At 36.0% G+C, this 22,976-nt stretch carries 28 protein-coding genes and 1 riboswitch; of the genes, 12 read left to right on the plus strand and 16 right to left on the minus strand.

From position 1 onward, the window contains the following. Positions 1-3: 3 nt before the first annotated feature. The 6 genes from deoB to spoIIM form a co-directional block, all read right to left on the minus strand. Positions 4-1,188 carry a phosphopentomutase gene (gene deoB / locus AC3EMB_RS20035; RefSeq protein WP_016080381.1) on the minus strand — a complete coding sequence of 395 codons (1,185 nt, stop codon included), beginning with the start codon at positions 1,186-1,188 and terminating at the stop codon, positions 4-6. A 354-nt stretch (positions 1,189-1,542) separates the two neighbouring features. Beyond that, a complete protein-coding gene (locus AC3EMB_RS20040) occupies positions 1,543-2,286 on the minus strand; it encodes a FixH family protein (protein WP_140155618.1) in 744 nt (247 codons plus the stop codon). 144 nt (positions 2,287-2,430) lie between these two features. Continuing rightward, complete coding sequence (gene xerD, locus AC3EMB_RS20045; protein WP_000390088.1) at positions 2,431-3,321, minus strand: site-specific tyrosine recombinase XerD; 891 nt, start codon at positions 3,319-3,321, stop codon at positions 2,431-2,433. 6 nt (positions 3,322-3,327) lie between these two features. After that, complete coding sequence (locus tag AC3EMB_RS20050; RefSeq protein ID WP_001250432.1) at positions 3,328-3,558, minus strand: YqzK family protein; 231 nt, start codon at positions 3,556-3,558, stop codon at positions 3,328-3,330. A 103-nt stretch (positions 3,559-3,661) separates the two neighbouring features. After that, the gene (fur, locus tag AC3EMB_RS20055; RefSeq protein ID WP_000392657.1) at positions 3,662-4,117 is read right to left on the minus strand and encodes a ferric iron uptake transcriptional regulator; all 456 of its coding nucleotides are present in this window, start codon (positions 4,115-4,117) and stop codon (positions 3,662-3,664) included. Between the two features lie 107 nt (positions 4,118-4,224). Then, positions 4,225-4,842 (minus strand): stage II sporulation protein M, encoded by a 618-nt coding sequence (gene spoIIM / locus AC3EMB_RS20060; RefSeq protein WP_013142149.1) that lies wholly within the window; start codon positions 4,840-4,842, stop codon positions 4,225-4,227. A 155-nt stretch (positions 4,843-4,997) separates the two neighbouring features. Between spoIIM and AC3EMB_RS20065 the strand changes: the two genes are divergently transcribed. Beyond that, positions 4,998-5,549, plus strand: coding sequence for a GNAT family N-acetyltransferase (locus AC3EMB_RS20065; protein WP_000803479.1), 552 nt, complete (start codon positions 4,998-5,000; stop codon positions 5,547-5,549). Between the two features lie 24 nt (positions 5,550-5,573). Here the strand turns inward: AC3EMB_RS20065 and AC3EMB_RS20070 are convergent, their stop codons facing one another. Continuing rightward, positions 5,574-6,113 carry an NUDIX domain-containing protein gene (locus AC3EMB_RS20070; protein ID WP_016080378.1) on the minus strand — a complete coding sequence of 180 codons (540 nt, stop codon included), beginning with the start codon at positions 6,111-6,113 and terminating at the stop codon, positions 5,574-5,576. Between the two features lie 74 nt (positions 6,114-6,187). On the opposite strand from AC3EMB_RS20070, the gene mciZ reads away from it, so the two are divergent. Together mciZ and AC3EMB_RS20080 are read left to right on the plus strand one after the other, a co-directional pair. Then, positions 6,188-6,322: a Z-ring formation inhibitor MciZ gene (mciZ, locus tag AC3EMB_RS20075; RefSeq protein WP_000870292.1), complete on the plus strand. Its 135-nt coding sequence runs from the start codon at positions 6,188-6,190 to the stop codon at positions 6,320-6,322. Between the two features lie 92 nt (positions 6,323-6,414). After that, a complete protein-coding gene (locus tag AC3EMB_RS20080) occupies positions 6,415-7,329 on the plus strand; it encodes an aldo/keto reductase (RefSeq protein ID WP_488517240.1) in 915 nt (304 codons plus the stop codon). Between the two features lie 57 nt (positions 7,330-7,386). Here the strand turns inward: AC3EMB_RS20080 and AC3EMB_RS20085 are convergent, their stop codons facing one another. From AC3EMB_RS20085 to AC3EMB_RS20095, 3 genes are all read right to left on the minus strand, one after another. Further along, entirely contained in the window at positions 7,387-8,214 is an 828-nt protein-coding gene (locus AC3EMB_RS20085) for an aldo/keto reductase (RefSeq protein ID WP_488517241.1), read from the minus strand. A gap of 127 nt (positions 8,215-8,341) precedes the next feature. After that, entirely contained in the window at positions 8,342-8,866 is a 525-nt protein-coding gene (locus tag AC3EMB_RS20090; RefSeq protein WP_001227176.1) for a GrpB family protein, read from the minus strand. Between the two features lie 67 nt (positions 8,867-8,933). Then, a complete protein-coding gene (locus AC3EMB_RS20095; RefSeq protein WP_000727561.1) occupies positions 8,934-9,197 on the minus strand; it encodes a YqkE family protein in 264 nt (87 codons plus the stop codon). A 201-nt stretch (positions 9,198-9,398) separates the two neighbouring features. Between AC3EMB_RS20095 and AC3EMB_RS20100 the strand changes: the two genes are divergently transcribed. Beyond that, on the plus strand, positions 9,399-10,988 hold the full coding sequence (locus AC3EMB_RS20100; RefSeq protein ID WP_000265555.1) for a bifunctional metallophosphatase/5'-nucleotidase: 1,590 nt from the start codon (positions 9,399-9,401) through the stop codon (positions 10,986-10,988). 125 nt (positions 10,989-11,113) lie between these two features. Here AC3EMB_RS20100 and AC3EMB_RS20105 read toward each other — a convergent pair whose 3' ends face one another. After that, the gene (locus tag AC3EMB_RS20105; RefSeq protein ID WP_000151933.1) at positions 11,114-11,590 is read right to left on the minus strand and encodes a ribbon-helix-helix domain-containing protein; all 477 of its coding nucleotides are present in this window, start codon (positions 11,588-11,590) and stop codon (positions 11,114-11,116) included. Between the two features lie 121 nt (positions 11,591-11,711). Between AC3EMB_RS20105 and AC3EMB_RS20110 the strand changes: the two genes are divergently transcribed. Next, positions 11,712-12,710, plus strand: a complete 999-nt coding sequence (locus AC3EMB_RS20110; RefSeq protein WP_053563703.1) for an alpha/beta fold hydrolase — start codon at positions 11,712-11,714, stop codon at positions 12,708-12,710. Between the two features lie 131 nt (positions 12,711-12,841). Further along, positions 12,842-14,161, plus strand: coding sequence for a Na+/H+ antiporter family protein (locus AC3EMB_RS20115; RefSeq protein WP_000994810.1), 1,320 nt, complete (start codon positions 12,842-12,844; stop codon positions 14,159-14,161). A gap of 24 nt (positions 14,162-14,185) precedes the next feature. On the opposite strand, the gene AC3EMB_RS20120 is transcribed toward AC3EMB_RS20115, so the two are convergent. Beyond that, the gene (locus AC3EMB_RS20120; RefSeq protein WP_000201347.1) at positions 14,186-15,049 is read right to left on the minus strand and encodes a LacI family DNA-binding transcriptional regulator; all 864 of its coding nucleotides are present in this window, start codon (positions 15,047-15,049) and stop codon (positions 14,186-14,188) included. A 99-nt stretch (positions 15,050-15,148) separates the two neighbouring features. Further along, entirely contained in the window at positions 15,149-15,631 is a 483-nt protein-coding gene (locus tag AC3EMB_RS20125; protein WP_000902437.1) for a GNAT family N-acetyltransferase, read from the minus strand. A gap of 81 nt (positions 15,632-15,712) precedes the next feature. Here AC3EMB_RS20125 and AC3EMB_RS20130 point away from each other — a divergent pair, with 81 nt between their 5' ends. Next, positions 15,713-16,636 (plus strand): alpha/beta hydrolase, encoded by a 924-nt coding sequence (locus AC3EMB_RS20130; RefSeq protein ID WP_000819230.1) that lies wholly within the window; start codon positions 15,713-15,715, stop codon positions 16,634-16,636. A gap of 10 nt (positions 16,637-16,646) precedes the next feature. Here AC3EMB_RS20130 and AC3EMB_RS20135 read toward each other — a convergent pair whose 3' ends face one another. Beyond that, on the minus strand, positions 16,647-16,892 hold the full coding sequence (locus tag AC3EMB_RS20135; protein ID WP_000360796.1) for a DUF2552 family protein: 246 nt from the start codon (positions 16,890-16,892) through the stop codon (positions 16,647-16,649). 288 nt (positions 16,893-17,180) lie between these two features. On the opposite strand from AC3EMB_RS20135, the gene AC3EMB_RS20140 reads away from it, so the two are divergent. The 5 genes from AC3EMB_RS20140 to ribH all read left to right on the plus strand — a co-directional run bounded on the left by AC3EMB_RS20140 (position 17,181) and on the right by ribH (position 21,451). After that, a complete protein-coding gene (locus tag AC3EMB_RS20140) occupies positions 17,181-17,387 on the plus strand; it encodes a CDGSH iron-sulfur domain-containing protein (RefSeq protein ID WP_001151582.1) in 207 nt (68 codons plus the stop codon). A gap of 190 nt (positions 17,388-17,577) precedes the next feature. Then, positions 17,578-17,721, plus strand: a riboswitch (FMN riboswitch). Between the two features lie 305 nt (positions 17,722-18,026). Further along, the gene (gene ribD, locus AC3EMB_RS20145; protein WP_488517242.1) at positions 18,027-19,139 is read left to right on the plus strand and encodes a bifunctional diaminohydroxyphosphoribosylaminopyrimidine deaminase/5-amino-6-(5-phosphoribosylamino)uracil reductase RibD; all 1,113 of its coding nucleotides are present in this window, start codon (positions 18,027-18,029) and stop codon (positions 19,137-19,139) included. Next, complete coding sequence (gene ribE / locus AC3EMB_RS20150) at positions 19,121-19,765, plus strand: riboflavin synthase subunit alpha (RefSeq protein WP_000493908.1); 645 nt, start codon at positions 19,121-19,123, stop codon at positions 19,763-19,765. Before ribD ends, ribE begins: the two co-directional genes overlap by 19 nt. Positions 19,766-19,777: 12 nt before the next feature. Then, positions 19,778-20,971 (plus strand): bifunctional 3,4-dihydroxy-2-butanone 4-phosphate synthase/GTP cyclohydrolase II, encoded by a 1,194-nt coding sequence (gene ribBA / locus AC3EMB_RS20155; protein ID WP_098640422.1) that lies wholly within the window; start codon positions 19,778-19,780, stop codon positions 20,969-20,971. Positions 20,972-20,989: 18 nt separating this feature from the next. After that, positions 20,990-21,451 carry a 6,7-dimethyl-8-ribityllumazine synthase gene (gene ribH / locus AC3EMB_RS20160; protein ID WP_000230895.1) on the plus strand — a complete coding sequence of 154 codons (462 nt, stop codon included), beginning with the start codon at positions 20,990-20,992 and terminating at the stop codon, positions 21,449-21,451. Between the two features lie 22 nt (positions 21,452-21,473). Here ribH and AC3EMB_RS20165 read toward each other — a convergent pair whose 3' ends face one another. Further along, complete coding sequence (locus tag AC3EMB_RS20165) at positions 21,474-21,794, minus strand: hypothetical protein (RefSeq protein ID WP_000280032.1); 321 nt, start codon at positions 21,792-21,794, stop codon at positions 21,474-21,476. Positions 21,795-21,976: 182 nt separating this feature from the next. Next, positions 21,977-22,975, minus strand: coding sequence for a biotin synthase (gene bioB / locus AC3EMB_RS20170; RefSeq protein WP_000815858.1), 999 nt, complete (start codon positions 22,973-22,975; stop codon positions 21,977-21,979). Position 22,976: the final 1 nt, after the last annotated feature.

Consider the following 22,976-nt stretch of genomic DNA (forward strand, 5'->3'; position numbering starts at 1 on the left):
CCCCTATTTCTTTAGCTCGTTTAAGAAGCTTGTTCCGTATTCTGGCATTTTCACACCGAAGTTTTCTGCTACTGTTGCACCAATATCAGCAAATGTTTGACGAAGTGGTAACTCTTGTCCGCCTTCTTTCATGCTTGGGCTATATGCTAATAATGGTACATATTCACGTGTATGGTCAGTACCAGGGTGAATTGGATCATTACCGTGGTCTGCTGTAATTAATAATAGATCATCTTCTTTTAGTTTTGCGAATACTTCTGGAAGACGTGCATCATATTCTTGCAGAGCTTCTCCGTATCCTTGTGGATCACGGCGGTGGCCGAATAATGCATCAAAGTCAACTAAGTTTAAGAAGCTAAGACCTGTAAAGTCCATATTTAATGTATCTACAAGCTTATCCATTCCATCCATGTTAGACTTCGTACGAAGTGATTCAGTTACCCCTTCACCATCATAAATATCAGAGATTTTACCGATAGCAATTACATCGTAGTCACTATCTTTTAATTCATTCATTACTGTACGACCGAATGGTTTTAATGCATAGTCATGACGGTTTGGTGTACGTGTAAAGTTTCCAGGTTTACCAACGAATGGACGAGCAATAACACGCCCTACCATGTACTTCTCATCTAATGTTAATTCACGTGCAATTTTACAGATTTTATATAACTCATCAAGTGGCACTACTTCTTCGTGTGCTGCAATTTGCAATACGCTATCAGCAGAAGTATAAACGATTAAAGAGCCTGTTTCCATTTGCTCTTGACCAAGTTCATCAAGAATCTCAGTTCCAGAAGCTGGCTTATTACCGATAATTTTACGGCCTGTTTTTTCTTCTAATTCATCAAGTAATTCTTTCGGGAATCCTTCCGGGAACACTTGGAATGGTGTATCAATGTAAAGGCCCATGATTTCCCAGTGACCTGTCATTGTATCTTTACCAGTAGATTTCTCTTGCATTTTTGTGTAATATCCAAGTGGTTTCTCTACTTTAGAGATACCTTTCATTTCACGAATGTTACCAAGACCTAATTTCACCATGTTAGGCATTTGTAAACCATTCATATGTTCAGCAATGTGACCAATTGTGTCAGACCCTAAATCACCAAATTGCTCAGCATCTGGTGCTTCACCGATTCCCACAGAGTCCATTACGACTAGGAATATACGTTTATATTTATTCATAACTGCGACCTCCTATAAGTTCAGTTCTACTTCTTGTAGTATGTTCAAAACGCTATAAAGTGAAACTGTTATCCATAAGAATTCTCATCGTCAAACAGTACTTCTTTAAATCATTTTCTAACCTATTTCGTTTACTTGAAACGATTCAAAAACATTTCTAGTTTTTTCTAAGTCAGATGTCAGACATCTGATATTGATATCATAACATGTTTACGCTTTCTTTTTAATACATTTTCGTAGAATTTCTCATTTTCTTCACACTTCTATTGTAATCCATTCTGCAACGAAGTGCTAATTTTTTTATGATTTATTTCTTCATAACAAAAATAAAAAGTAGCTCTAAAGAGCTACTTTTTATTTTACTTCTATTGTTTCTTCTTTATGTTCATGCAATTCGCCTTTTCTTACATGCACTTTCACTTTGTAAGAGCCGTTCTCTTTGAAAGTATGTTTCGTTTCATACTCTCCTTTATTTCCTTCTTTCGCTGGAATAAATTCGTGTTTTGCAACACCATCTTTCCAAATCTCTAGTTGTACTTCAGCACCAGTTAATGCTTCTTCTTTTTGCTTTAAATGAACTTTCATTGTAGATTCAGCATTTGCCTTTATGTCTCCAGCCATAAGATGGATCATTGTGTCACTTTTATGATCTCCATGTCCTGCACTGTGATTGCTATTTCCTTTTTTTGCATCTTCTACTTTCGCATTCCCTACAGCAACTTTTTCTTCTGGCATAACGTGCATATCGCGTGCATTTGTATGAGGAATAATATGATATACTCCATCAGTTTCAAATGTTTTCTCGACTGCATAAACACCTTTTCCTTTATGCTTACCATCTAACATCTCGTGTTTCTCGTCGCCATCTTTCCAAATTTCAAACTTTACGTCATCAGCATCCGTTACTCTTTCTTTTCCTTGTGTAACAAGTGCTTGTACTTCTGTTTTTTCACCTGGTTTAATTTCTTTCGGATTTGTTTGGACTGCTACTTTTATAGCTTCAAGTTTCTGTTCTTTTTTCGGTTCTTCTTTGTTTGTATTACAGCCAGCCAACGCTAGCATCGCGATAAATAAAGTTATAATCAGTTTTTTCATCATCATTTCCTCCTTTATACTTTATTTAGTATAGAGGAAATACATTGTAATATTCCAGTCTTCTGCTGAAAACAATATACGAAATGTTTGTGAAGTTTCTGTGAAACGGTCTCCCCCTCTTAATCTATGAAAAAAAGAGCATAGTAACTATGCTCTCGGATGAAACTGTTTATATACATCTTTTAATCTAGTTTTTGAAACGTGCGTATAAATTTGCGTCGTTGAAATATCTGCATGTCCAAGCATTTCTTGTACAGCACGTAAATCTGCTCCATTTTCTAATAAGTGCGTAGCAAACGAGTGACGCAACGTATGAGGTGTAAGCTCTTTTTCAATATTTGCTTCTTTCGCTAATCGTTTTAATATTTTCCAAAATCCTTGTCTTGATAATCGATTACCATGATGGTTTAAAAAGAGTGCATCTACTACTTTTTTCCCCATTAATTCTCTTCTTCCTTTTTCAATATACTTTTGAATCGCTTCCGTTGCTAAACTTCCTAGTGGAATAATTCTTTCTTTATTCCCTTTCCCTATGCAACGAACAAATCCCATCGTTAAATGTACATCTTCTAAATTGAGTGCAATCAATTCTGAAACACGAAGTCCTGTCGCATACAGTAACTCTAGCATCGCCTTATCACGAATCCCAAAAGCACTTGTCATTTTTGGTGTTTGAAGTAACGCCTCTACTTCATCAACTGATAATACTTTTGGTAATTTCCGTTCCCCTTGTGGCGTTTCAATATGTACGGATGGGTCGTGTTCTACCGCTCGTTCACGAAGTAAAAATTGGTGGAACGAACGAATTGATGCGATATGACGCGCCAATGTTTTCGAAGATTTTCCGTTCTCTTTTAAATACTGCAAAAAGTTAACAATGTGTAAACGGGTCACTTCATGAAAAGTTTTCGTCTGTTCCACATTTTGCAAATACTTTACGTAGCTTTTTAAATCCCGTTCATAAGATACTACTGTATTCTTTGCTAATCCTTTTTCGACAACCATATAATGAATAAAATCTTTTAATTGATCTTCCACTCTACACTACTCCCCATTTTCATAGAAAAACATCATTCTATTTACGAAAGCATCCTTTGCCGGTTCTTCATTCCCTGATACTTTTTCTACAGTCTCTTCTTTAGGTTTTTCATAACGATGATAGCTTTCATATTCTTCATTTATCCATAGTATAGCGAAATAAAACAAAATCGTACAACTTGTAAATAATAAAAATACTTTTATTCCATCAAAAGTTAATTTTAAAGCTCGGCGCATTGTAAATTCCTCCAAAATATAAGTTATTACAACATATGCCAAGCTTTCACCAATTTATACCTTATTCAAATAAAAAACCTCTTCCTAGATAAATAGGAAAAGGTTATTTTTCATCCGTTTCATTTTCTTGACAATTTTTACAAATCCCATGGAATGTTAAACGATGATCTTTCACCTTAAAGCTCCAGTCTCGTTCTACTTTCCTTTCCACTTCACCAAGTAAATCTTCTTGTATTTCTTGTACAGCACCACATTGTGTACAAATCAAATGATGGTGGAAACGCTGCGCACCTTCTTGGCGTAAGTCATAGCGTGAAACACCGTCTCCGAAGTTAATCTTATCGACAACTTTTAACTCAGATAATAGTTCTAAAGTTCGATAGACGGTTGCTAATCCGATCTCTGGCGACTTTTCTTTTACAAGGAGGTAAACATCTTCTGCGCTTAAATGATCTTCTTCATTTTCTAGCAGCACACGAACTGTTGCTTCACGTTGCGGTGTTAATTTGTAGCTCGCTGCATGTAATTGCTTCTTAATTCGTTCAATTCTTTCTTCCATTCGGTACTACTCCCTCCTCGCCACTCTTACACCATTATATCAGAAGAAGGGCTTCTGTCAAAAGAAAAAACAATAAAAACAAATTGATAATTATTCTCAAAAAGTATTTATTTTTTATTAATAGCCTCAACGACTTCTTTCATTAAAACTGGTGATGCGTAAGCCTCCACACTAGAAGCAAGTGCTAACACCACTCCAATTACGAGAAAGAAGCATGTATAACGGATTAATAATGGTAATAGTGGCTCGGTTATTTTTCTAATAAATTGATGCCTAATCATCCGTAAAGAAAAACTTGCAGCAATAGTTGTCATAACGAGAAAGACTGGAATGATAATTAAATTTTGTGGCAAAACAGATACAAATGCTAATAATAGTCCATTCCATCCATGCTGACTTACTAAAAAACCAACTGTAAATCCAACGACAACTCCTTTTACAAATAATAAAATAAAAATAAGTGGTAATCCAATAATTGAAATCCCTAAAATCCAAATAAATCCGATGTATTTTAATTGCGAAAAGTAACTTTCTCGAAACATTTCGCCCGCAATGGCAAATTCTCCTTTAGAGACTTGTCCAAAAAAACGTTGTAAATAAAATGATAAATCTTGTTTTTGATTGATTTGTAAACTATTCACCAGAATGGCTCCGAATATTACTCCCATCAATAATAAAACAGCGTTAAATATATATAATGAAGAGTTTTCCTGTATGTGAGACATTACACGGTCTTGCCAATTTTTTCGCCACATTTTTCTTCCCTCCGTTCACACTCTTATTAAAAATGTATGAAAGAAAGAAAAAAGTATGACGAATTAACATTGAAATTCCGCTCTACTTTGCTAAACTAAAAAGTAGAGAATAGGAGGGATTTCTCTTGAAACCATTATTATTAGATTTTCCAACATTATTTCAAACTGAACGCTTGCAAGTTCGTAAACCATTTCCAGGTGATGGTGCAGAAGTATATGAAGCAATCCAAGCTTCTCTAGAAGACTTAGTACCGTGGATACCAATTAACGCTGAAACAGAAGAGAGTGCTGAAGAAATTGTTCGCGAAGCTCACGGACAGTTTTTACTTCGGGAAACACTTGATTTTCACTTATACGATAAAGTATCTGGTACATTCATCGGAGCAATTACACTAAAGCCTGAAAACTGGGATATTCCAAAGTTTTCACTTCACTTCTGGCTACATAGTGCCTATACAAAACAAGGCTATATGACCGAAGCTGTTAAAGGTGCAATTCAGTTCGCCTTTGATAAACTAGGCGCTAGAAGGATTGAAATTCGTACTGATGCAACAAATATAAATGCATGTAGCTTAGCAGAACGTCTAGAATTCATTCTAGAAGGTACAATGGAAAATGATTTCCTAGCACCAGATGGTAGCTTACGTGATGCACGTGTATATGCAAAAATCAATTAAAAAACACTCGCCTTTGGCGAGTGTTTATTTTTGTAATTGTAAATATTGTACTGCAAACATCGTCTTCGCATCATGAATACGAAGATCTTTCATAAGAGTAATCGCTTCTTCTAATGATACTTCCATCAATTCCACAAACTCATCTTCATCTAACTCAGCTTTATTTTCTTTTTTTGTCAAACCTGTCGCTTTATATACATATAAAATTTCATCTGCGAATCCTGGAGATGTATAGAAAGAAGTAATGAGCTCCATATTTTCACATACATATCCTGTTTCCTCTTCTAATTCACGAACTGCTGTCACCTCTGGTTTTTCACCGGGTTCTAACTTGCCGGCTGGAATTTCTATAATTGCCTTTTCAAGCGCTTTACGATACTGCTCAACAAGCACAATTTTCCCCTCATCCGTAATAGCAATAATCGCAACTGCACCAGGGTGATTTACAATTTCACGTTTACTCATTTCTCCATTTGGTAATACTACATCATCAACACGAACTTTTATAACTCTACCATCAAAAATCGGCTCAGTTTTTACTGTTCTCTCTGTAAGATTACTCATACTACTTCATCTCCCTGTTCTATTTCCTATTCTTTCTTCATACATTTTACCACATTGAAAGGAGCGTGATAGAAATGAAAGTTTATATTTTACCAAATCGCATCACGTTAGTCGGAAAAGCATGGCAAATTCGCCATAAGCTAAAGCAATATAGCAAAGAGTATACAACTGTACAAGAGTGGATTACAGCAAATAAAGTGAAACATTAATCATGCTTTTACGGGCAGTTAATGCGAAGCGAAAAGGAAACGTTTGTCAACCTCTTTTCCCTCTCGTACAATAAAGGTAAGGAGGTTGACCTATGAAAAAACGTCAATTAGGAAACTCAGATTTGTTTGTTACAGAAATGGGCCTTGGCTGTATGTCTCTCGGTACATCTGAAACAGAAGCTATGCGTATTATCGATGAAGCGATCGATTTAGGAATTAATTTTTTTGATACAGCAGATTTATATGATTACGGATTAAATGAAGAATTTGTTGGAAAAGCCTTGAAGGGGAAAAGAGACCAAATTGTTCTTTCAACGAAGGTTGGAAATCGTTGGACAGAAGAAAAAAATGGCTGGTCTTGGGATCCTTCTAAAGCTTACATAAAAACTGAAGTAAAGGAAAGTTTACGTAGACTTCAAACTGATTATATTGATCTTTACCAACTTCATGGCGGAACGATTGAAGACCCAATCGATGAAACAATTGAAGCTTTTGAAGAATTGAAAAAAGAAGGTATTATTCGCCATTACGGTATTTCTTCTATACGCCCAAATGTCGTTCGTGAATATGCAAAACGCTCAAACATCGTTAGTGTACTAATGGAATATAGCCTTTTAAATCGGCGTCCAGAAGAATGGTTCCCCCTTCTAAATGAACACCAAGTTAGCGTCATTGCCCGCGGGCCACTTGCAAAAGGAATTTTAACTGACAACAATGCAAGAAAAATAGAAAGAGTAAAGGAAAAGGATTATCTCTCTTATTCTTACGATGAATTACATACAACTCTAGCGAGTGTAAAAGAAACGATTGGAGAAAGCTCTTTAACAGGAACAGCTATTCAATATTGCTTACATAATAAGACTGTTGCAGCTGTTATACCTGGTGCAAGCTCGCTTCAACAATTGCAGGAAAATATACGAGCTAGCCAACAGTTACCTTTAACGAAAGAAGAATATGTACAACTTCAAAAAATTATTAAATATGACACATATGCTTTGCATCGTTAAAAATATCGAATTACCGATAAACAGAAGACTGCCTCCTTTATTAGGAGACAGTCTTTTTTATAACGTATCATATTTATCAGGATTCGTTCCTACATGTAAATCACGATTCAACGTGTTAATTTGACGTATTTCTTCTTCAGTTAGTGCAAAATCAAAAATAGTAAAGTTTTCTTTAATACGAGATGGTGTAACAGATTTAGGAATTGTAACAATCCCGCTTTGAATATCCCACCTTAATATAACTTGTGCAGGTGCTTTTTCATATTTGTTAGCAATAGCCTGAATGATTGGATGCTGGAATACTTCTCCGCCCCTCATTAACGGACTCCATGCTTCCATTTGAATTTGCTCATCTTGACAATAATTGCACAACTCAAATTGCGTCAACATCGGATGAAGTTCCACTTGGTTTACCATCGGCTTCACTTTGCAATTTGGTAATAATAGTTCTAAATGATGTTTATGAAAATTAGAAACACCAATCGCACGCACTTTACCTTCTTCATACAATTTCTCTAAAGCTCGGTACGTATCAACATACTTCCCTCTTACCGGCCAATGTATTAAATATAAATCTACATAGTCCATTTGTAATTTTTTTAAACTCTTTTCAAACGCCTCGAGTGTCTCCTCATATCCTTGATCGTCGTTCCATACTTTTGTTGTAATAAATAGGTCTTCTCTTGGAATTCCTGATTCACGTATCGCCTCTCCGACACCGCTTTCATTTTCATATACAGTCGCTGTATCAATCGAACGGTATCCAACCTCTAACGCTGTTTTTACTGCTTGTTTTACTTCGTCTCCTTCTTTCGCTTTATATACGCCTAGACCAATCATCGGCATTTTCACGCCATTATGAAGTGTAGTTGTTGGAATATGCACAGTCGTCTCCCTTTCATTGTTACATTATTTATAAGCCACAACTTTATTTCAACAATATTCATCCAAAAAGTCAAAACATACGTACAGTTTACATAACACTTTTATATAGCTAAAAAATAACGTGAACTCATTCATTCACGTTATTTTCTCTCCATTCTTTCGCTTTTTTATCCACATTGCGCACAAACTCATTTTTCCCTTCCGTATATAACGTGCCATCATATGTATACTTTTCGGCTAATTCTTTCTTTAAGGTTGCATATGCCTCTGCTTCTTCACAATGAGCCATCATATAATCACGAAACGCTAAATGCCTTACTATCTCTGGATTTCCTTTTTCAAACACGTGTAAATGATACGAACGTTTTTCCTCAGTTCCATGAATAAAATATCGGCGTCTTGAAATACCATTTTCCCCTTTTACGATGTAACCAAGCTCTATAAATCGTTCATTCCACCCATCTACTCTTTCGATATTTTCTACTTCCATGATCATATCAATAATAGGTTTAGCTGCCAGTCCGGGCACTGACGTACTTCCAATATGATGCATTTTCACCGTTTCTGGCATCGCTGATTTTAATCTTTCAGCCTCCATTTGAAATTTTTCAATCCAATGGTTTTCATGCGGAACAACGACAATTTTTCTCATTCTAACTCCCCTTTTCTTACAAGCTCGTCAAAAAATGATCAGTGGTATTTCACTGATCATTTTTTTATTATTTAAAGTCTTTCCAAGTAAGGTTACTTTCACTTAGCAGTTCTTCAAATGATTTATTCTTTTCACGTTCTTTTTGTTCTTGGCGCTTTCTTTCCAGTTCAGCTGCCTCTTTTTCCTCTTCTCTCACTTGCAACTCTTTCTTCTTACTCTTTAATTGTTGCATGAGTGAATCATTTAATTGATCGCCTAATGTAAGTGTTTCTTTCTTTGGTTGATTCACTTGCGATTGTCTTTGCATTTGTCTTTGTTTCTTTTTCTTCATGCTACTCACCTTTTACTTTTTTCTCCATTATAGTAGATACACGATGAAATCGACAATAAAAAAGGGTCTTTACTCTATTATTCACTTTTTGTAAATATGTTAATTTTTCGAAAAGACTAAATTTTTATGTAACTATAATCCTATGAATCTATTAAAATTATGTCGTATGATGTCAGATTATAAAAAGAGGAGAATTATATTATGTGGAAAAAAATTATTCCTGCCGTTGCTGTTTTAAGCACTATTACTTTTTCAAGCGTATTTGCCGCTCCCCCATCTCAGAATCCAGCTGAACAAAACCGCTACATAGACGTACAAATGCTTGGTATTAATGATCTCCATGGACAACTAGATACTGTTAAAAAAATCAATAATAAAGAAGCTGGTGGCGCTGATTACTTAGCTACTTATTTAAAAGAACGTAAAAAACAAAACCCTAATACACTTCTCGTACATGCTGGTGATATCGTCGGAGCTAGTCCACCAGTTTCAGCATTATTACAAGATGAACCGACGATTGAATTTTTAAATGATTTAAAATTTGATGTTGGTACAATCGGGAACCATGAATTTGATGAAGGCATTGATGAAATGAAACGCCTCATTTACGGTGGATATCATGAAAAAACAGGGAATTTCAAAGGGGCTAACTTCCCCTATGTAGCTGCTAACTTCTATAACAAATCAACTGGCCGCTTATTTTTACCACCATTTACTGTAAAAATGGTAGATGGTGTTCCTGTTGGATTCATTGGTGTTGTTACAACTGATACACCAAATGTTGTTATGCCTACGATGCTTAAAAATGTACAAATTACTGATGAAGTAGAAGCAATTAATAAATCAACACAACAATTAAAACGCCTCGGCGTTAAATCGATCGTCGTTCTTGCTCATGTCGGTGGAACAACCGATGAGTCTGGGGTAACAAATGGCGATCTTACTCGAATTGCAAATGAAACAGACCCAGAAGTTGATGTTATTTTCGGTGGACATAGTCATACGTATGTAAATGGTACAGTAAATAATAAACTAATTGTCCAAGCAAATTCATACGGAACGGCTTTCTCAGACGTGGATGTAACAATTGATCGTAAAACAAAGGATATTGTAAAGAAAAAAGCTGAAGTTGTTACAACGTATCATGAAGGTGTAGAACCTGATAAACAAGTAAAGAAAAAACTAGATCAATATAAAGAAAAAATCGCACCACTTGTAAATGAAGTGGTCGGAAAATCTACAGCACCTATCGACCGTAAACAAAATGATGCTGGTGAGTCCACTCTTGGAAATTTAGTTGCCGATGCTCAGCGTCAAACGATGCAAACTCAAATCGCCCTCATGAATCCTGGTGGCATTCGTAATGACTTAGATGCTGGTGATATTACGTGGGGTGAGTTATATGGCATTCAACCTTTTGGAAATCAATTGATTAAAGTAGATTTAACAGGTCAAGACATTCGCGATATTTTAAATCAGCAATGGCAAAAAGGAACAACAAGAATGCTTCAAATTTCAGGTATTCAATATACGTGGGATGCAAATAAACCAAACGGTGAAAAAGTTACAAATATACGTTTAACAAACGGAGAAGAATTATCTCCATCTAAAACGTATAGCGTAGTTGCAAATGCCTTCTTAGCTTCTGGCGGTGACGGATTCGTATCATTTAAAAATGGTAAAAATGCAGAAACTGGTCCAAACGACTTTGAAGCGTTAGTCGATTACGTAAAACAATTAAAAGAACCAATTCAGCCAGTTATTGATGGAAGAATTCAAAAAGTAAATTAAGCGTTTCTCTAATAATAAATTTTATTTTTCACGCCATAAAGGATTTGTACTGATCCTCTATTTTATACGTAATATACATCATAAAAAGGATACTCGTTCTTCCAATGAACATAGTATCCTTTTCTTTAGTTATCAAAATGTGATGTTTTGTCAACTTCATATTGCTGTAAAAATTGTTGCAACGCCTCTTCTACAAGTTTAGACTTTTGAATTCCTTTCGATTCTGATATAAGGTCCAATCTTGCTAATATTTCTGTATTAATAGAAAAGGTTCGTCTCTTTTTCTCTGTACTCTTACTCATAATTGGTGCAATTACTTCGCCTCTTTTTCTTAGTAACTCATAAATGCTTTGTAATTGCTCGTAAATTAATAATTGATAATCTGTTTTCTCATATTGAAGGGCGGTCGCTTCTTGGAGTTGTAAGTGACGTGGTTCTTCTCCATCTCCTACAAAAATACGTTTCTTCTGCTCTCCATCATATTCGTATCCAATCAATCTTAATTTCTTCGATAATGTATACGGGCTTATTTCAAGACGTTTTGCTATAATAGCGATGGATTCACGTCTGTTTAAACCATCTATAATTTCTCCAATCGTCACAATTTCCCTCCTCCCGTGTTGAAATGACACTAGTATGGTATGTTACAATGATTTTCTAACAGTATATGCAAAATGAATAGCCTGTGCGATTCATACGATTTCACAAAAGGAGGTTTTCAATATGCTTTTTCGTAGCTACACCCCTCAGTTCTATAACGAAAACAAACAACTCATTCCTAATAGTATCGCTACGATAGAAAGCGTTATGATAAATAATCGAAAACAAACTCTCCTTATGCGTGGACAAAACGTAGAGCAACCTATTTTATTATGCTGTCACGGCGGACCTGGGATGGCACAAATCGGATTTATTCGCCATTTTCAAAAAGAATTAGAGAAGCAATTTATTGTTATTAATTGGGATCAGCGCGGGGCTGGTAAATCCTTTTCAATGAAAGATTTCGGAGCAAATTTCACAATTGAACAATTCGTTTCCGATGCAAAAGAAGTGATTCAATATGTACTTAAAAGGTTCAACAAACAAAAACTATTTCTCGCTGGTCATTCTTGGGGAAGTATTATTGGGCTTAACATAGCACATCAATATCCAAAGTATATCGAGGCTTACATCGGTATTGGGCAAATTGTACATATGAAACAAAATGAAGAATTGCTATATCAACATTTAATTCATTCTGCAAAAAAACATGATCATAAAAAAGCATTAGCTTCCCTTTTAAAATTAGGCAAACCACCATTTTTAGATACGAGACGTCTCATTATTCAAAGAAAGTGGCTTGGCACATTTGGAGGCGCAATCCAAAACGGATCTTCCTTTTCTTTCATACGAAAAGGTTTCTTTTCTCCTGAGTATACGCTATTAGATTGGTTCAAGTTTCTCGCAGGAAATTTAAAATCTGGCGTTTTATGGGAAGAAATGCTGACAATCGATTTCTTTTCTTCTATCTCAAGTTTATCTATTCCAGTTTATTTTTGTTCTGGTCGCTATGATTATCAAACTCCTTATGCACTCGTTCAGGAATATTGCGATCTTATTGAAGCGCCTATAAAAAAGATGATTTGGTTCCCAAATTCAGCACATTCTCCTGATTTAGAAGAACCAGAATTATTCGCTAATTCTTTGCAATCAATTAAACAAGAGCTAGCTTTTCAGCATTAGTAACAAAAGGCTCTTTTACATTTCATAGAAAACATTTTATAATAATATGTCGCAAGTATGTATAAACATCGCAAAATGTTTCATATTTACTTGTCTTAACAGAATAAAAATTTAGGGAGATTACATTTATTATGAACGCTGTACTCGTCGCAGTAGCAATTATGCTATTGCTTAGTTTGTTACGTGTCCAGGTCATTGTCGCCATCATTGTTGGAGCTTTAACAGGCGGAATTATCGGCGGACTCGGTATTTCAGAAACGATTAACACTTTTACAACTGGTCTTGGAAACAGTGCTCCAATCGCTTTAAGTTATGCAATGCTTGGTGGTTTCGCTATTTCCCTTTCCAAAACAGGACTTCCAGATGCTATGATTCAAACTGCATTAAAATGGATTGGCAATGAACAAGACACGAAAAAACAAGTTTATTCTAAAATACTTATTTTATTCATTATTTTAACGATGGCTTGTTTCTCACAAAATGTGATTCCTGTTCACATTGCTTTCATCCCCATCTTAATTCCAGCACTTTTAAAAGTATTAAATGAGCTGAAAGTGGATCGCAGACTTGTCACATGTATTATTACATTTGGATTGATTACTCCTTATATGTGGATCCCTGCAGGATTCGGAAAAATTTATCATGACGTATTACAAACCAACGCTGCGCAAAGCGGCCTTACATTTGATGTCACACTTATTCCAAAAGCAATGACTATTCCAGCAATTGGTATGATTATTGGATTATGTGTAGCGGTATTCATTACGTACCGAAAACCTCGTACGTATGAAACAGAACAAATTCATACTACCGAAAATGAAATCGTTCCCTATACAAAACGTAGCATTACTTTCGGGTTATTATCTATCATTGCTACATTAACTGTTCAATTAACAACAGAATCAATGATTTTCGGTGCTTTAGCAGGTATTATCGTCTTATCGGTTAGTGGCAGTCTACCACTTAAAGAAGCAGATGCGATATTAACAAGCGGAATGCGTATGATGTCCTTTATTGGCTTTGTTATGATTGCTGCCGCTGGATTCGGCGCTGTTCTTCGAAAAACAGGACATGTTGAATCTCTGGTGCAAACGAGTGCACATATAATCGGAAATAATAAACCACTCGCTGCATTTCTTATGCTCGTTATTGGACTTCTCGTTACAATGGGAATTGGTTCATCCTTTTCAACCATCCCTATCTTAACAACCATTTTTGTACCTCTTTGCATTCAGCTTGGATTTAGTCCAATGGCCACAATTGCAATTATCGGTACAGCCGGAGCACTAGGTGACGCAGGATCTCCAGCATCGGATAGTACCCTTGGACCAACATCCGGTTTAAATGCTGATGGTCAGCACCATCATATATGGGATACATGTGTACCCACTTTTCTACATTACAATATACCGTTACTTATATTTGGTTTTATTGCCGCAATTACATTATAAAAAGGTGCGTATAAAACGCACCTTTTACTTTTTTATTTTTCCTTTTAATTGTTGAAAAGCTAATTTTCCATTATCTTTGACATAGCTTTCAATTGCCGGTAGTGATGAACCTATCCATTCACACTCTATGCTCCCATTAGGTCCAACAATTTTTAATTTATCTGGTATATGTATATTTAGAAATCTCGCTGACCGAATTAACTCAATAGCAATCTGATCACTTGAGGTTACAATTCCATCTATATACGGATTGTTTTGCAATAATGTAATAAATTGTTTATTTGTATACCCTTGTACACATTCTTCTCGATAAGAGATTCCTTCATCCCAAACAGCGTCTAAAAACCCTGCTATATAATCTTCCATTTCTTCACTTTCTTCTCCCTCACCGAAATATGCAAGAAAGTGACACCCTTTCTCTTTTAATAAAGAAACAGCTCTCTGTCCACTTTCATAATAATTTCCATGTGATTGTTGCTCATCGATCACAACAAACGGAAATGGAATTTCTCCTACACTTTTAAAAACTGCTCTCGTCAAAATAACACCTGCAATGTTATTTTGCTTCAGCATATGTATGTATCTATCTTTATTCTCTATATTACAAATAATGATTTGATAGCCTTCTTTATATGCTATTTCCTCAATACAATGTAGCAAAGTGATGTTTGATTGGTTACATAAATTATCTACAAGTAATGCAATTATCGTTGAATTCTCTTTAAATAGTGGCTTCGCTGCACTGTTTGGCCTATAACGTAATTCTTCAATTGCTTCCTTTACTTGTTTTACTGTGTCCTCATGAACGTATCCTTTTTCATTAATAACTCGTGAAACGGTTGCGACTGAAACACCTGCCAATTTTGCAACATCACGTATAGTTGCCACATCGTCACCCCTTAATATGGTAATAGATTACAATTTTACGGTAACCTAAATTACACTATCCGTCAAGATTAATAACTCATATTTCTGAAAATTGTTACATCATTTCACTAAACGATACTCCAACTGAATTTCATGTAAAATTGGGATATTATCATATCCAATACGTGGAATTTCTTTCTTTATTTTTCGCGCCTCCTCTACCGCATTCACATATAAATTAGTCATTACAAAATTACGTTTTTGGTAAAATCGTAACGCATTCATATTATCATTTGTTGTAATAAGCCAAACCTGTCTGCACCGTTCTTCTTCTGCAACTTGTAATACACAATCCACAAGTTTCGTCCCTATTCCTTTTCTTTCTTCAAAGCTATCTAGCGATACAATTTCGCACATATTTCCGGTCACTTCATACGTTATAATTCCGATTATTCTGTCATCTGAGAGCGCAACAAATCCTGGCAACTCTTCTAACTGATGTCCCTTACCACGTGAAACCATCAATGAACTTCCCCAGTTCTCACACATGAACATTCGGATTGTTTCTTTCATCGCTGGCGTAATTTTTTGTATATGCAGCATTTCCTATTTCTCCCCTTTTATATCATTGTGATACAATATAAGTGTATCACATGTAACGGTATTTGGAGGATGAGGTAAAGTATGAAACGTTTTTTTGCAGCATTGTTTACTATACTAGGTGCAATAACTGCCCTTGGGATTTTCTTTACAAATAAAGTGATGTACTTAAAGAAAAAAACAGAGGAAGAAGTACTCGAAAGAGAAACGAAAAAACATTTTCGTATAGAGGATTTTGATGCTCTTCATAAAGAAGAAATTCATATCCCTTCACAATTCGGATACGACCTTCACGGATATTACATTCCTGCTGGTCATTCCAATAAGTTTATGGTTTTTTGCCACGGTGTAACTGTAAATAAAATAAACTCTGTAAAATATGCAAACTTATTCTTAAAAAGGGGATATAATGTCCTCATTTACGATCATCGTCGTCATGGTAAAACTGGCGGAAAAACAACAAGCTATGGATACTATGAAAAGCATGATTTGAAATCCGTAGTTGACTGGCTAAAAACCCGTTTTGGAACCAATATTACACTTGGTATTCATGGTGAATCTATGGGAGCCGCAACAATTCTTCAATACGCAGGACTTGTAGAAGATGGCGCTGATTTCTATATTGCAGATTGTCCTTTCTCTGATTTTCACGGACAATTACAGCACCGTTTAAAGGTTGAATTCCATTTACCAAAATGGCCTTTATTACCTTTAGCAAACGCATTTTTAAAAGTTCGTGACGGTTATACAATTCGTGAAGTTTCACCAATCGACTGTATAAAAAACATTAACAATCCCGTTCTCTTTATTCATAGTAAAGATGACGACTATATTTTAGCTGATATGACAAAAGCGTTATATGAAGCGAAAGAAAATAATAAGCAACTTTATATTGCAGAACACGGTGCACACGCTTGCTCTTATAACGAAAATAAAGAAGAGTACGAAGCAGCCATCGATCAATTTTTAAACACATATGTGAAAGAAACAAAAAACAGGCTTGCATAAGCCTGTTTTTTTATTGCGCTAAAACGTCTGTAACTTGTTCCATATTTTCAGAAATCCATTGCATTGCATCATCTAACGTTGGAAATTCTGTCGTTTGAAATGTTACTTCATCTTGAAGTAACCAAACATCCTTTACCTCTTGCCCTACACCTGCAATGGACCAATGTAACAAACTATATGGATGATTATCATTCAAAAATGATGCCCACGTGCGCTCATTTGCAATGTTTCGTAATGTATGTAATTGTTTATCCATCTCTCGTCACCTTACTCTAGTCAGTTATGAAAACTATTATAACACTCTCTTCTTTCTCAAACAAAGTGCTCTTTTTTCCCCGCTATTTGCGGGCAGTAAAACTCCCACCTCAAAATTCGGCTGAAACAAAGAAGTTAGGCGGGAGATTAACTGCCCCTAAAAGCCCGATTGGTTCAAATAATAATTAGTGGTGGATGCCTCCCCCACTAATTAAAGTTTCACTTTATATTGCCAAGCACTTCCCTTGATTATATGATGAAATTAAGCGTTTGGGAAGGAGGGATAACGTTGGCAAAAGTACAAATTAAAGTAAATGATAATGGCTCTTTTCGCGTTACAGGGGACGTGGAATTAGTCGACTCACAAGGGAATGTATTCCCAGCAAAACCGGCATTTTCTTTATGCCGTTGTGGTTTATCAAAAAATATGCCTTATTGCGACGCTTCGCATAAAGGTAAATTCGAGTCTGTTGTTAGAGCACCAGAGGCAGAATAATTTTACATGTGACATGCACATTTTTTTGTGCATGTTTTTTCTTTTTAGCAACTCCGTTATATCCCTTCTCCTTACAACATTTCTAATACTTTTATTTCCATTCCAGCCTGCATATATTTTCACACAATTCTTCACATTCGAATATTTTTTACTAGCCTTTTATTTTTTTTGTGCTATAATTTGAGCAAACAGCATCCTTCGGGGTCGGGTGAAATTCCCAACCGGCGGTGATGAAGTGAAAACTTCTAAGTCCGTGACCCGTTTTCAACTCGAAAACGGTGGATCTAGTGAAACTCTAGGGCCGACAGTATAGTCTGGATGGGAGAAGGATATGTTTCTAGTTTTTTATATAGTGAATACACTTTTATTTCAGTATGCATATTTTTAAAGATTCATTTTGATTCTTTATATATGTTTAATTTTCTATACTTATTTTTTATACTGAAATAAAAAGAGACAACTAGCGTTTAAAAATTCGATATTTTGCTAGGTTTTTTCCTTATGCAGAAATATCAATTATCGTTAGGTTTCTTTCCTATGCTTTCGTATTCAAACTATATTTCTAGAAATCACGTCTCCCAAACCCCAAGGATATTAAATCCTTGGGGTTTTTTGATTTTTTTAGGAGAGGTGAAGAAAATGACAGATCAAGAATATATGAGGATTGCCCTGCAGTTAGCAGAAGGAACATCAGGACAAACAAGTCCAAATCCTATGGTTGGTGCTGTTGTTGTAAAAGATGGAAACATCGTTGGTATGGGGGCTCATTTACGGGCTGGTGAAGAACACGCTGAAGTTCATGCCCTTCAAATGGCTGGTCAGAACGCCAAAGACGCTACCGTTTATGTAACACTGGAACCGTGTAGCCACTTTGGAAAAACACCACCTTGTTGTGAATTGCTCATCGAAAAAGGAGTTAAGCGTGTTGTAATTGCTACTCTCGATTGTAATCCGCTCGTTTCTGGTAACGGAAAAAGAAGATTAGAGGAAGCTAGAATTGGAGTAACGACCGGTGTTCTTGAAGCAGAAGCAGTTTTATTAAATCGCTACTTTTTTCACTACATGAAAACGAAGCGCCCTTTTGTAACAATCAAAACAGCGATGAGCTTAGATGGAAAAACAGCAACTGTAACTGGTGAAAGTAAGTGGATTACAGGTGAAGAAGCACGTGCTGATGTTCACCAATATCGCCATACACATGATGCAATTCTTGTTGGAGTGAATACAGTTATAGCTGATAATCCTCATTTAACAACAAGAATTCCAAATGGTGGGAAACATCCTATTCGCGTTGTTTTAGATACCCATTTACGAACGCCACCATCTTCTCATGTTATAACAGATGGTTTAGCACCGACATGGATTATTGTCGGTAAGGATGTAAAGGAAGAGAAGATATCTTCTTATGAATCTAAAAATATAGCTATATTCCAAATGGAAACGAAACATATAGAAATCGAGGACCTTCTTTCCTTTCTTGGAGAGAAACAAATTCTTTCTCTATTCGTTGAAGGTGGCCAATCGATTCATGCAAGTTTCTTAAAAACAAACAATTTTAATGAAATTGTAACCTATATAAGCCCGAAATTAATTGGTGGGAAAGATGCTCCTACTTTATTTGGAGGAAATGGTTTTTCAAAATTACAAAATGCGCTTTCCTTGAAAATTCAAGAGATGAAACAAATTGGTGATGATATAAAAATCGTTGCGAATGCCCGAAACGAGGTGACGAAATGTTTACAGGAATTGTAGAAGAATTAGGAACGATAGCAAACATGCAACAAAGCGGAGAAGCGATGAAATTAACGATTCATGCAAAGAAAATTTTATCAGATGTTCACTTAGGTGATAGTATCGCGGTTAACGGTATTTGCTTAACTGTAACAAGCTTTACAACTACTTCATTTACAGTTGATGCAATGCCTGAAACGATGCAGTCGACATCACTTCGCATGCTTAAACCGCACTCTAAAGTAAATTTAGAGCGAGCAATGGCTGCAAACGGACGATTCGGTGGACATTTCGTTTCAGGACATATTGATGGAATCGGAACGATTTTAAATAAAAAACAACATTACAATGCCGTCTATTACAAAATAGCAATTTCTGATGAACTACTGCGCTATTGTTTGCAGAAAGGGTCCATTGCTGTTGATGGAACGAGTTTAACGATATTTGATATAGACGAATCTTCCATAACGATTTCACTCATCCCGCACACAGTAAGCGAATCTGTCATTGGAGCAAAAAATGCCGGAGATATCGTAAACATTGAGTGTGACATGATTGGTAAATATATTGAACGCTTTATTACTAAACCTACAAAACGAGTAGGTTCAATGACCGAAAGCTTTTTACAAGAAAACGGATTTCTATAAGGGGGAAGCATAATGTTTCATCGTATTGAAGAAGCTCTAGAAGATTTAAAAAAAGGTAAAGTCGTTATCGTATGTGATGATGAAAACCGAGAAAATGAAGGCGATTTTATTGCTTTAGCAGAGTACATTACACCAGAAACAATTAATTTTATGATTACACATGGCCGTGGTCTCGTTTGTGTACCGATTACAGCAGGGTACGCAGAACGTCTACAATTAGAACCAATGGTATCTCATAATACAGATTCACATCATACTGCGTTTACAGTGAGCATTGACCATGTCTCTACAACAACAGGGATTAGCGCTCACGAACGTGCAACTACGATACAAGAATTGTTAAACCCCGCATCAAAAGGTGCTGATTTCAATCGACCTGGACATATCTTTCCATTAATTGCGAAAGAAGGCGGTGTCCTGCGTCGTGCAGGTCATACAGAAGCTGCTGTTGATTTAGCGAAGCTATGCGGTGCCGAACCAGCTGGAGTTATTTGCGAGATTATAAATGAGGACGGCACGATGGCACGTGTACCTGATTTAATAGAATGCGCAAAACAATTTGATATAAAAATGATTACAATAGAAGATTTAATTGCTTACCGCCGCCATCATGAAACACTTGTGACGAGAGAGGTGGAAATTACATTACCTACAGATTTCGGTACTTTCCACGCAATTGGCTATTCTAACTCATTAGATACGAAAGAACATATCGCACTTGTAAAAGGTGATATTTCAATAGGTGAACCGGTACTTGTGCGTGTTCATTCTGAATGCTTAACAGGAGATGTATTCGGTTCACATCGCTGCGATTGCGGACCACAACTCCATGCAGCACTTGCTCAAATTGAGCGTGAAGGAAAAGGTGTTCTTCTTTATATGAGACAAGAAGGAAGAGGCATTGGGCTTCTTAATAAGCTTCGTGCTTATAAATTGCAAGAAGAAGGATTCGATACTGTAGAAGCAAATGAAAAACTCGGCTTCCCTGCTGATCTTCGTGATTACGGTATCGGAGCACAAATATTAAAAGATTTAGGTTTACAAAGTTTACGATTATTAACGAATAACCCAAGAAAAATTGCTGGCTTACAAGGTTACGATTTAGAAGTAGTCGAGCGTGTACCGTTGCAAATGCCAGCAAAAGAAGAGAATAAATCGTATTTACAAACGAAAGTAAACAAATTAGGACACTTACTAAACTTATAATTAAAGGAGAGATTTATTATGGTATTCGAAGGTCATTTAGTTGGTACAGGATTAAAAGTTGGAGTTGTTGTTGGACGTTTTAACGAATTTATTACAAGTAAGTTACTTGGCGGCGCTTTAGACGGATTAAAGCGTCACGGTGTAGAAGAAAATGATATTGATGTTGCTTGGGTTCCTGGTGCATTTGAAATTCCTTTAATCGCTAAAAAGATGGCTAGTAGCGGAAAGTATGATGCTGTTATTACATTAGGTACTGTAATCCGAGGTGCTACAACTCACTACGATTACGTTTGTAATGAAGTAGCAAAAGGCGTTGCGTCTTTATCACTACAAATGGACATCCCAGTTATTTTCGGCGTATTAACGACAGAAACAATTGAACAAGCGATTGAACGCGCAGGTACGAAAGCTGGTAATAAAGGATATGAATCAGCTGTTGCTGCAATTGAAATGGCTCACTTATCAAAACAATGGGCATAAAAAAAGAGGCTTCGGCCTCTTTTTATTTTTTCACCTTTTTTTGTACATCTTTTATTAATTCATTCATCGTTTTTCCTTCTGTTTTTATATGAAGAGCTTGTGCTGTTCTCCATACATTCTCTCTTTTTTTCGCTTCTTCTATAATAGTAATTTCTTTTCTAACTTCCTTTAAATCTTTTCCTTCCGTTTTCAATCCAAAATGTTCAGCTTTCGTTCGAAAGTGTTGTTCGATTCTTTGTTGCATCTCTTTTTGTTCAGGATTTTCAGCAGCCTTAACTGGATCAGAACTTATTGCTTTTATTAAAATTAAACAAGTCATAATCGCTAATATGTATTTGTACATGTAAAATCCTCCAACCCAATATAAATTACATATTTACTATGTACAACTAGGGCTTGGAAAATTCGTCCACAAAAATTCTTTTTTTCGTTCAAAAACCAATAGTAACAGGCGTTCACAACTATTTATTACATTTTATTTACAAAAAAAGCAAACCCTTTTACAAGTTTGCTTTTTCATCTATCTTATAATGCACACTCTTCAATCTCAAATCCTAAATCTGCAATCATACCCCAGTCTGCAGTCGGCTCTTGTCCAGCTGTCGTTAAGTAGTCCCCGACAAAAATAGAATTTGCTGCAAATAAACCGATTGGCTGTACAGAACGTAAATTGATTTCACGTCCTCCTGAAATACGAATTTCTTTTGTCGGGTTTACAAAACGCATCATTGCCAGTACTTTTAAACATTCTACTGGCGTTAACTCTTTTTGCCCTTCAAGAGGTGTTCCCTTTACAGCAACAAGGAAATTACAAGGGATAGAATCTGCATCTATACGTTGTAATTCAAATGCAATTTCAGCACGCTCTTCAATTGTTTCTCCCATGCCAAAAATCGCTCCAGAGCATGGGGAAATGCCCGCTTGTTTCGCTTTTTGAACTGTATCAACACGATCATCATACGTATGAGTTGAACAAATACTATCGTAATTATTTTCATGTGTATTTAAGTTGTGGTTATAACGATGCACGCCCGCTTCCGCTAAACGTCCTGCTTGATCTTCATTTAAGAAACCTAAACAACAACAAATCTTCAAGTCTGTCGTTTCACGAATTTCCTTAACTGCACCAATTACGTGATTTACCTCTTTATCCGTCGGACGACGACCAGACGCTACAATACAATATGTACCTGCTTTACGGCGTATTGCTTCATGTGCCCCTTCTACAATCTTCTCCTGCGTTAACCATGCATATTTATCAATCGGTGCTTCTGAAATAATAGACTGTGAGCAATATCCACAATCTTCAGGACATAATCCAGATTTCGTATTAATAATCATATTCAATTTTACTTTCTTACCAAAGTGATGATGGCGAATAATGTAAGCCGCATTCATAATTTCTAAAACTTCTGTATCATCAGCTTCTAATATCGCTATTGCATCTTCTTTCGTAATCATCTTCTCTTCCACTACGTCGTATGCAAGTTTTTTCCAATCCCTTTTTGTTTGTACTTGTTTCATT

This window comes from Bacillus sp. LQ16 (genome assembly GCF_057784645.1).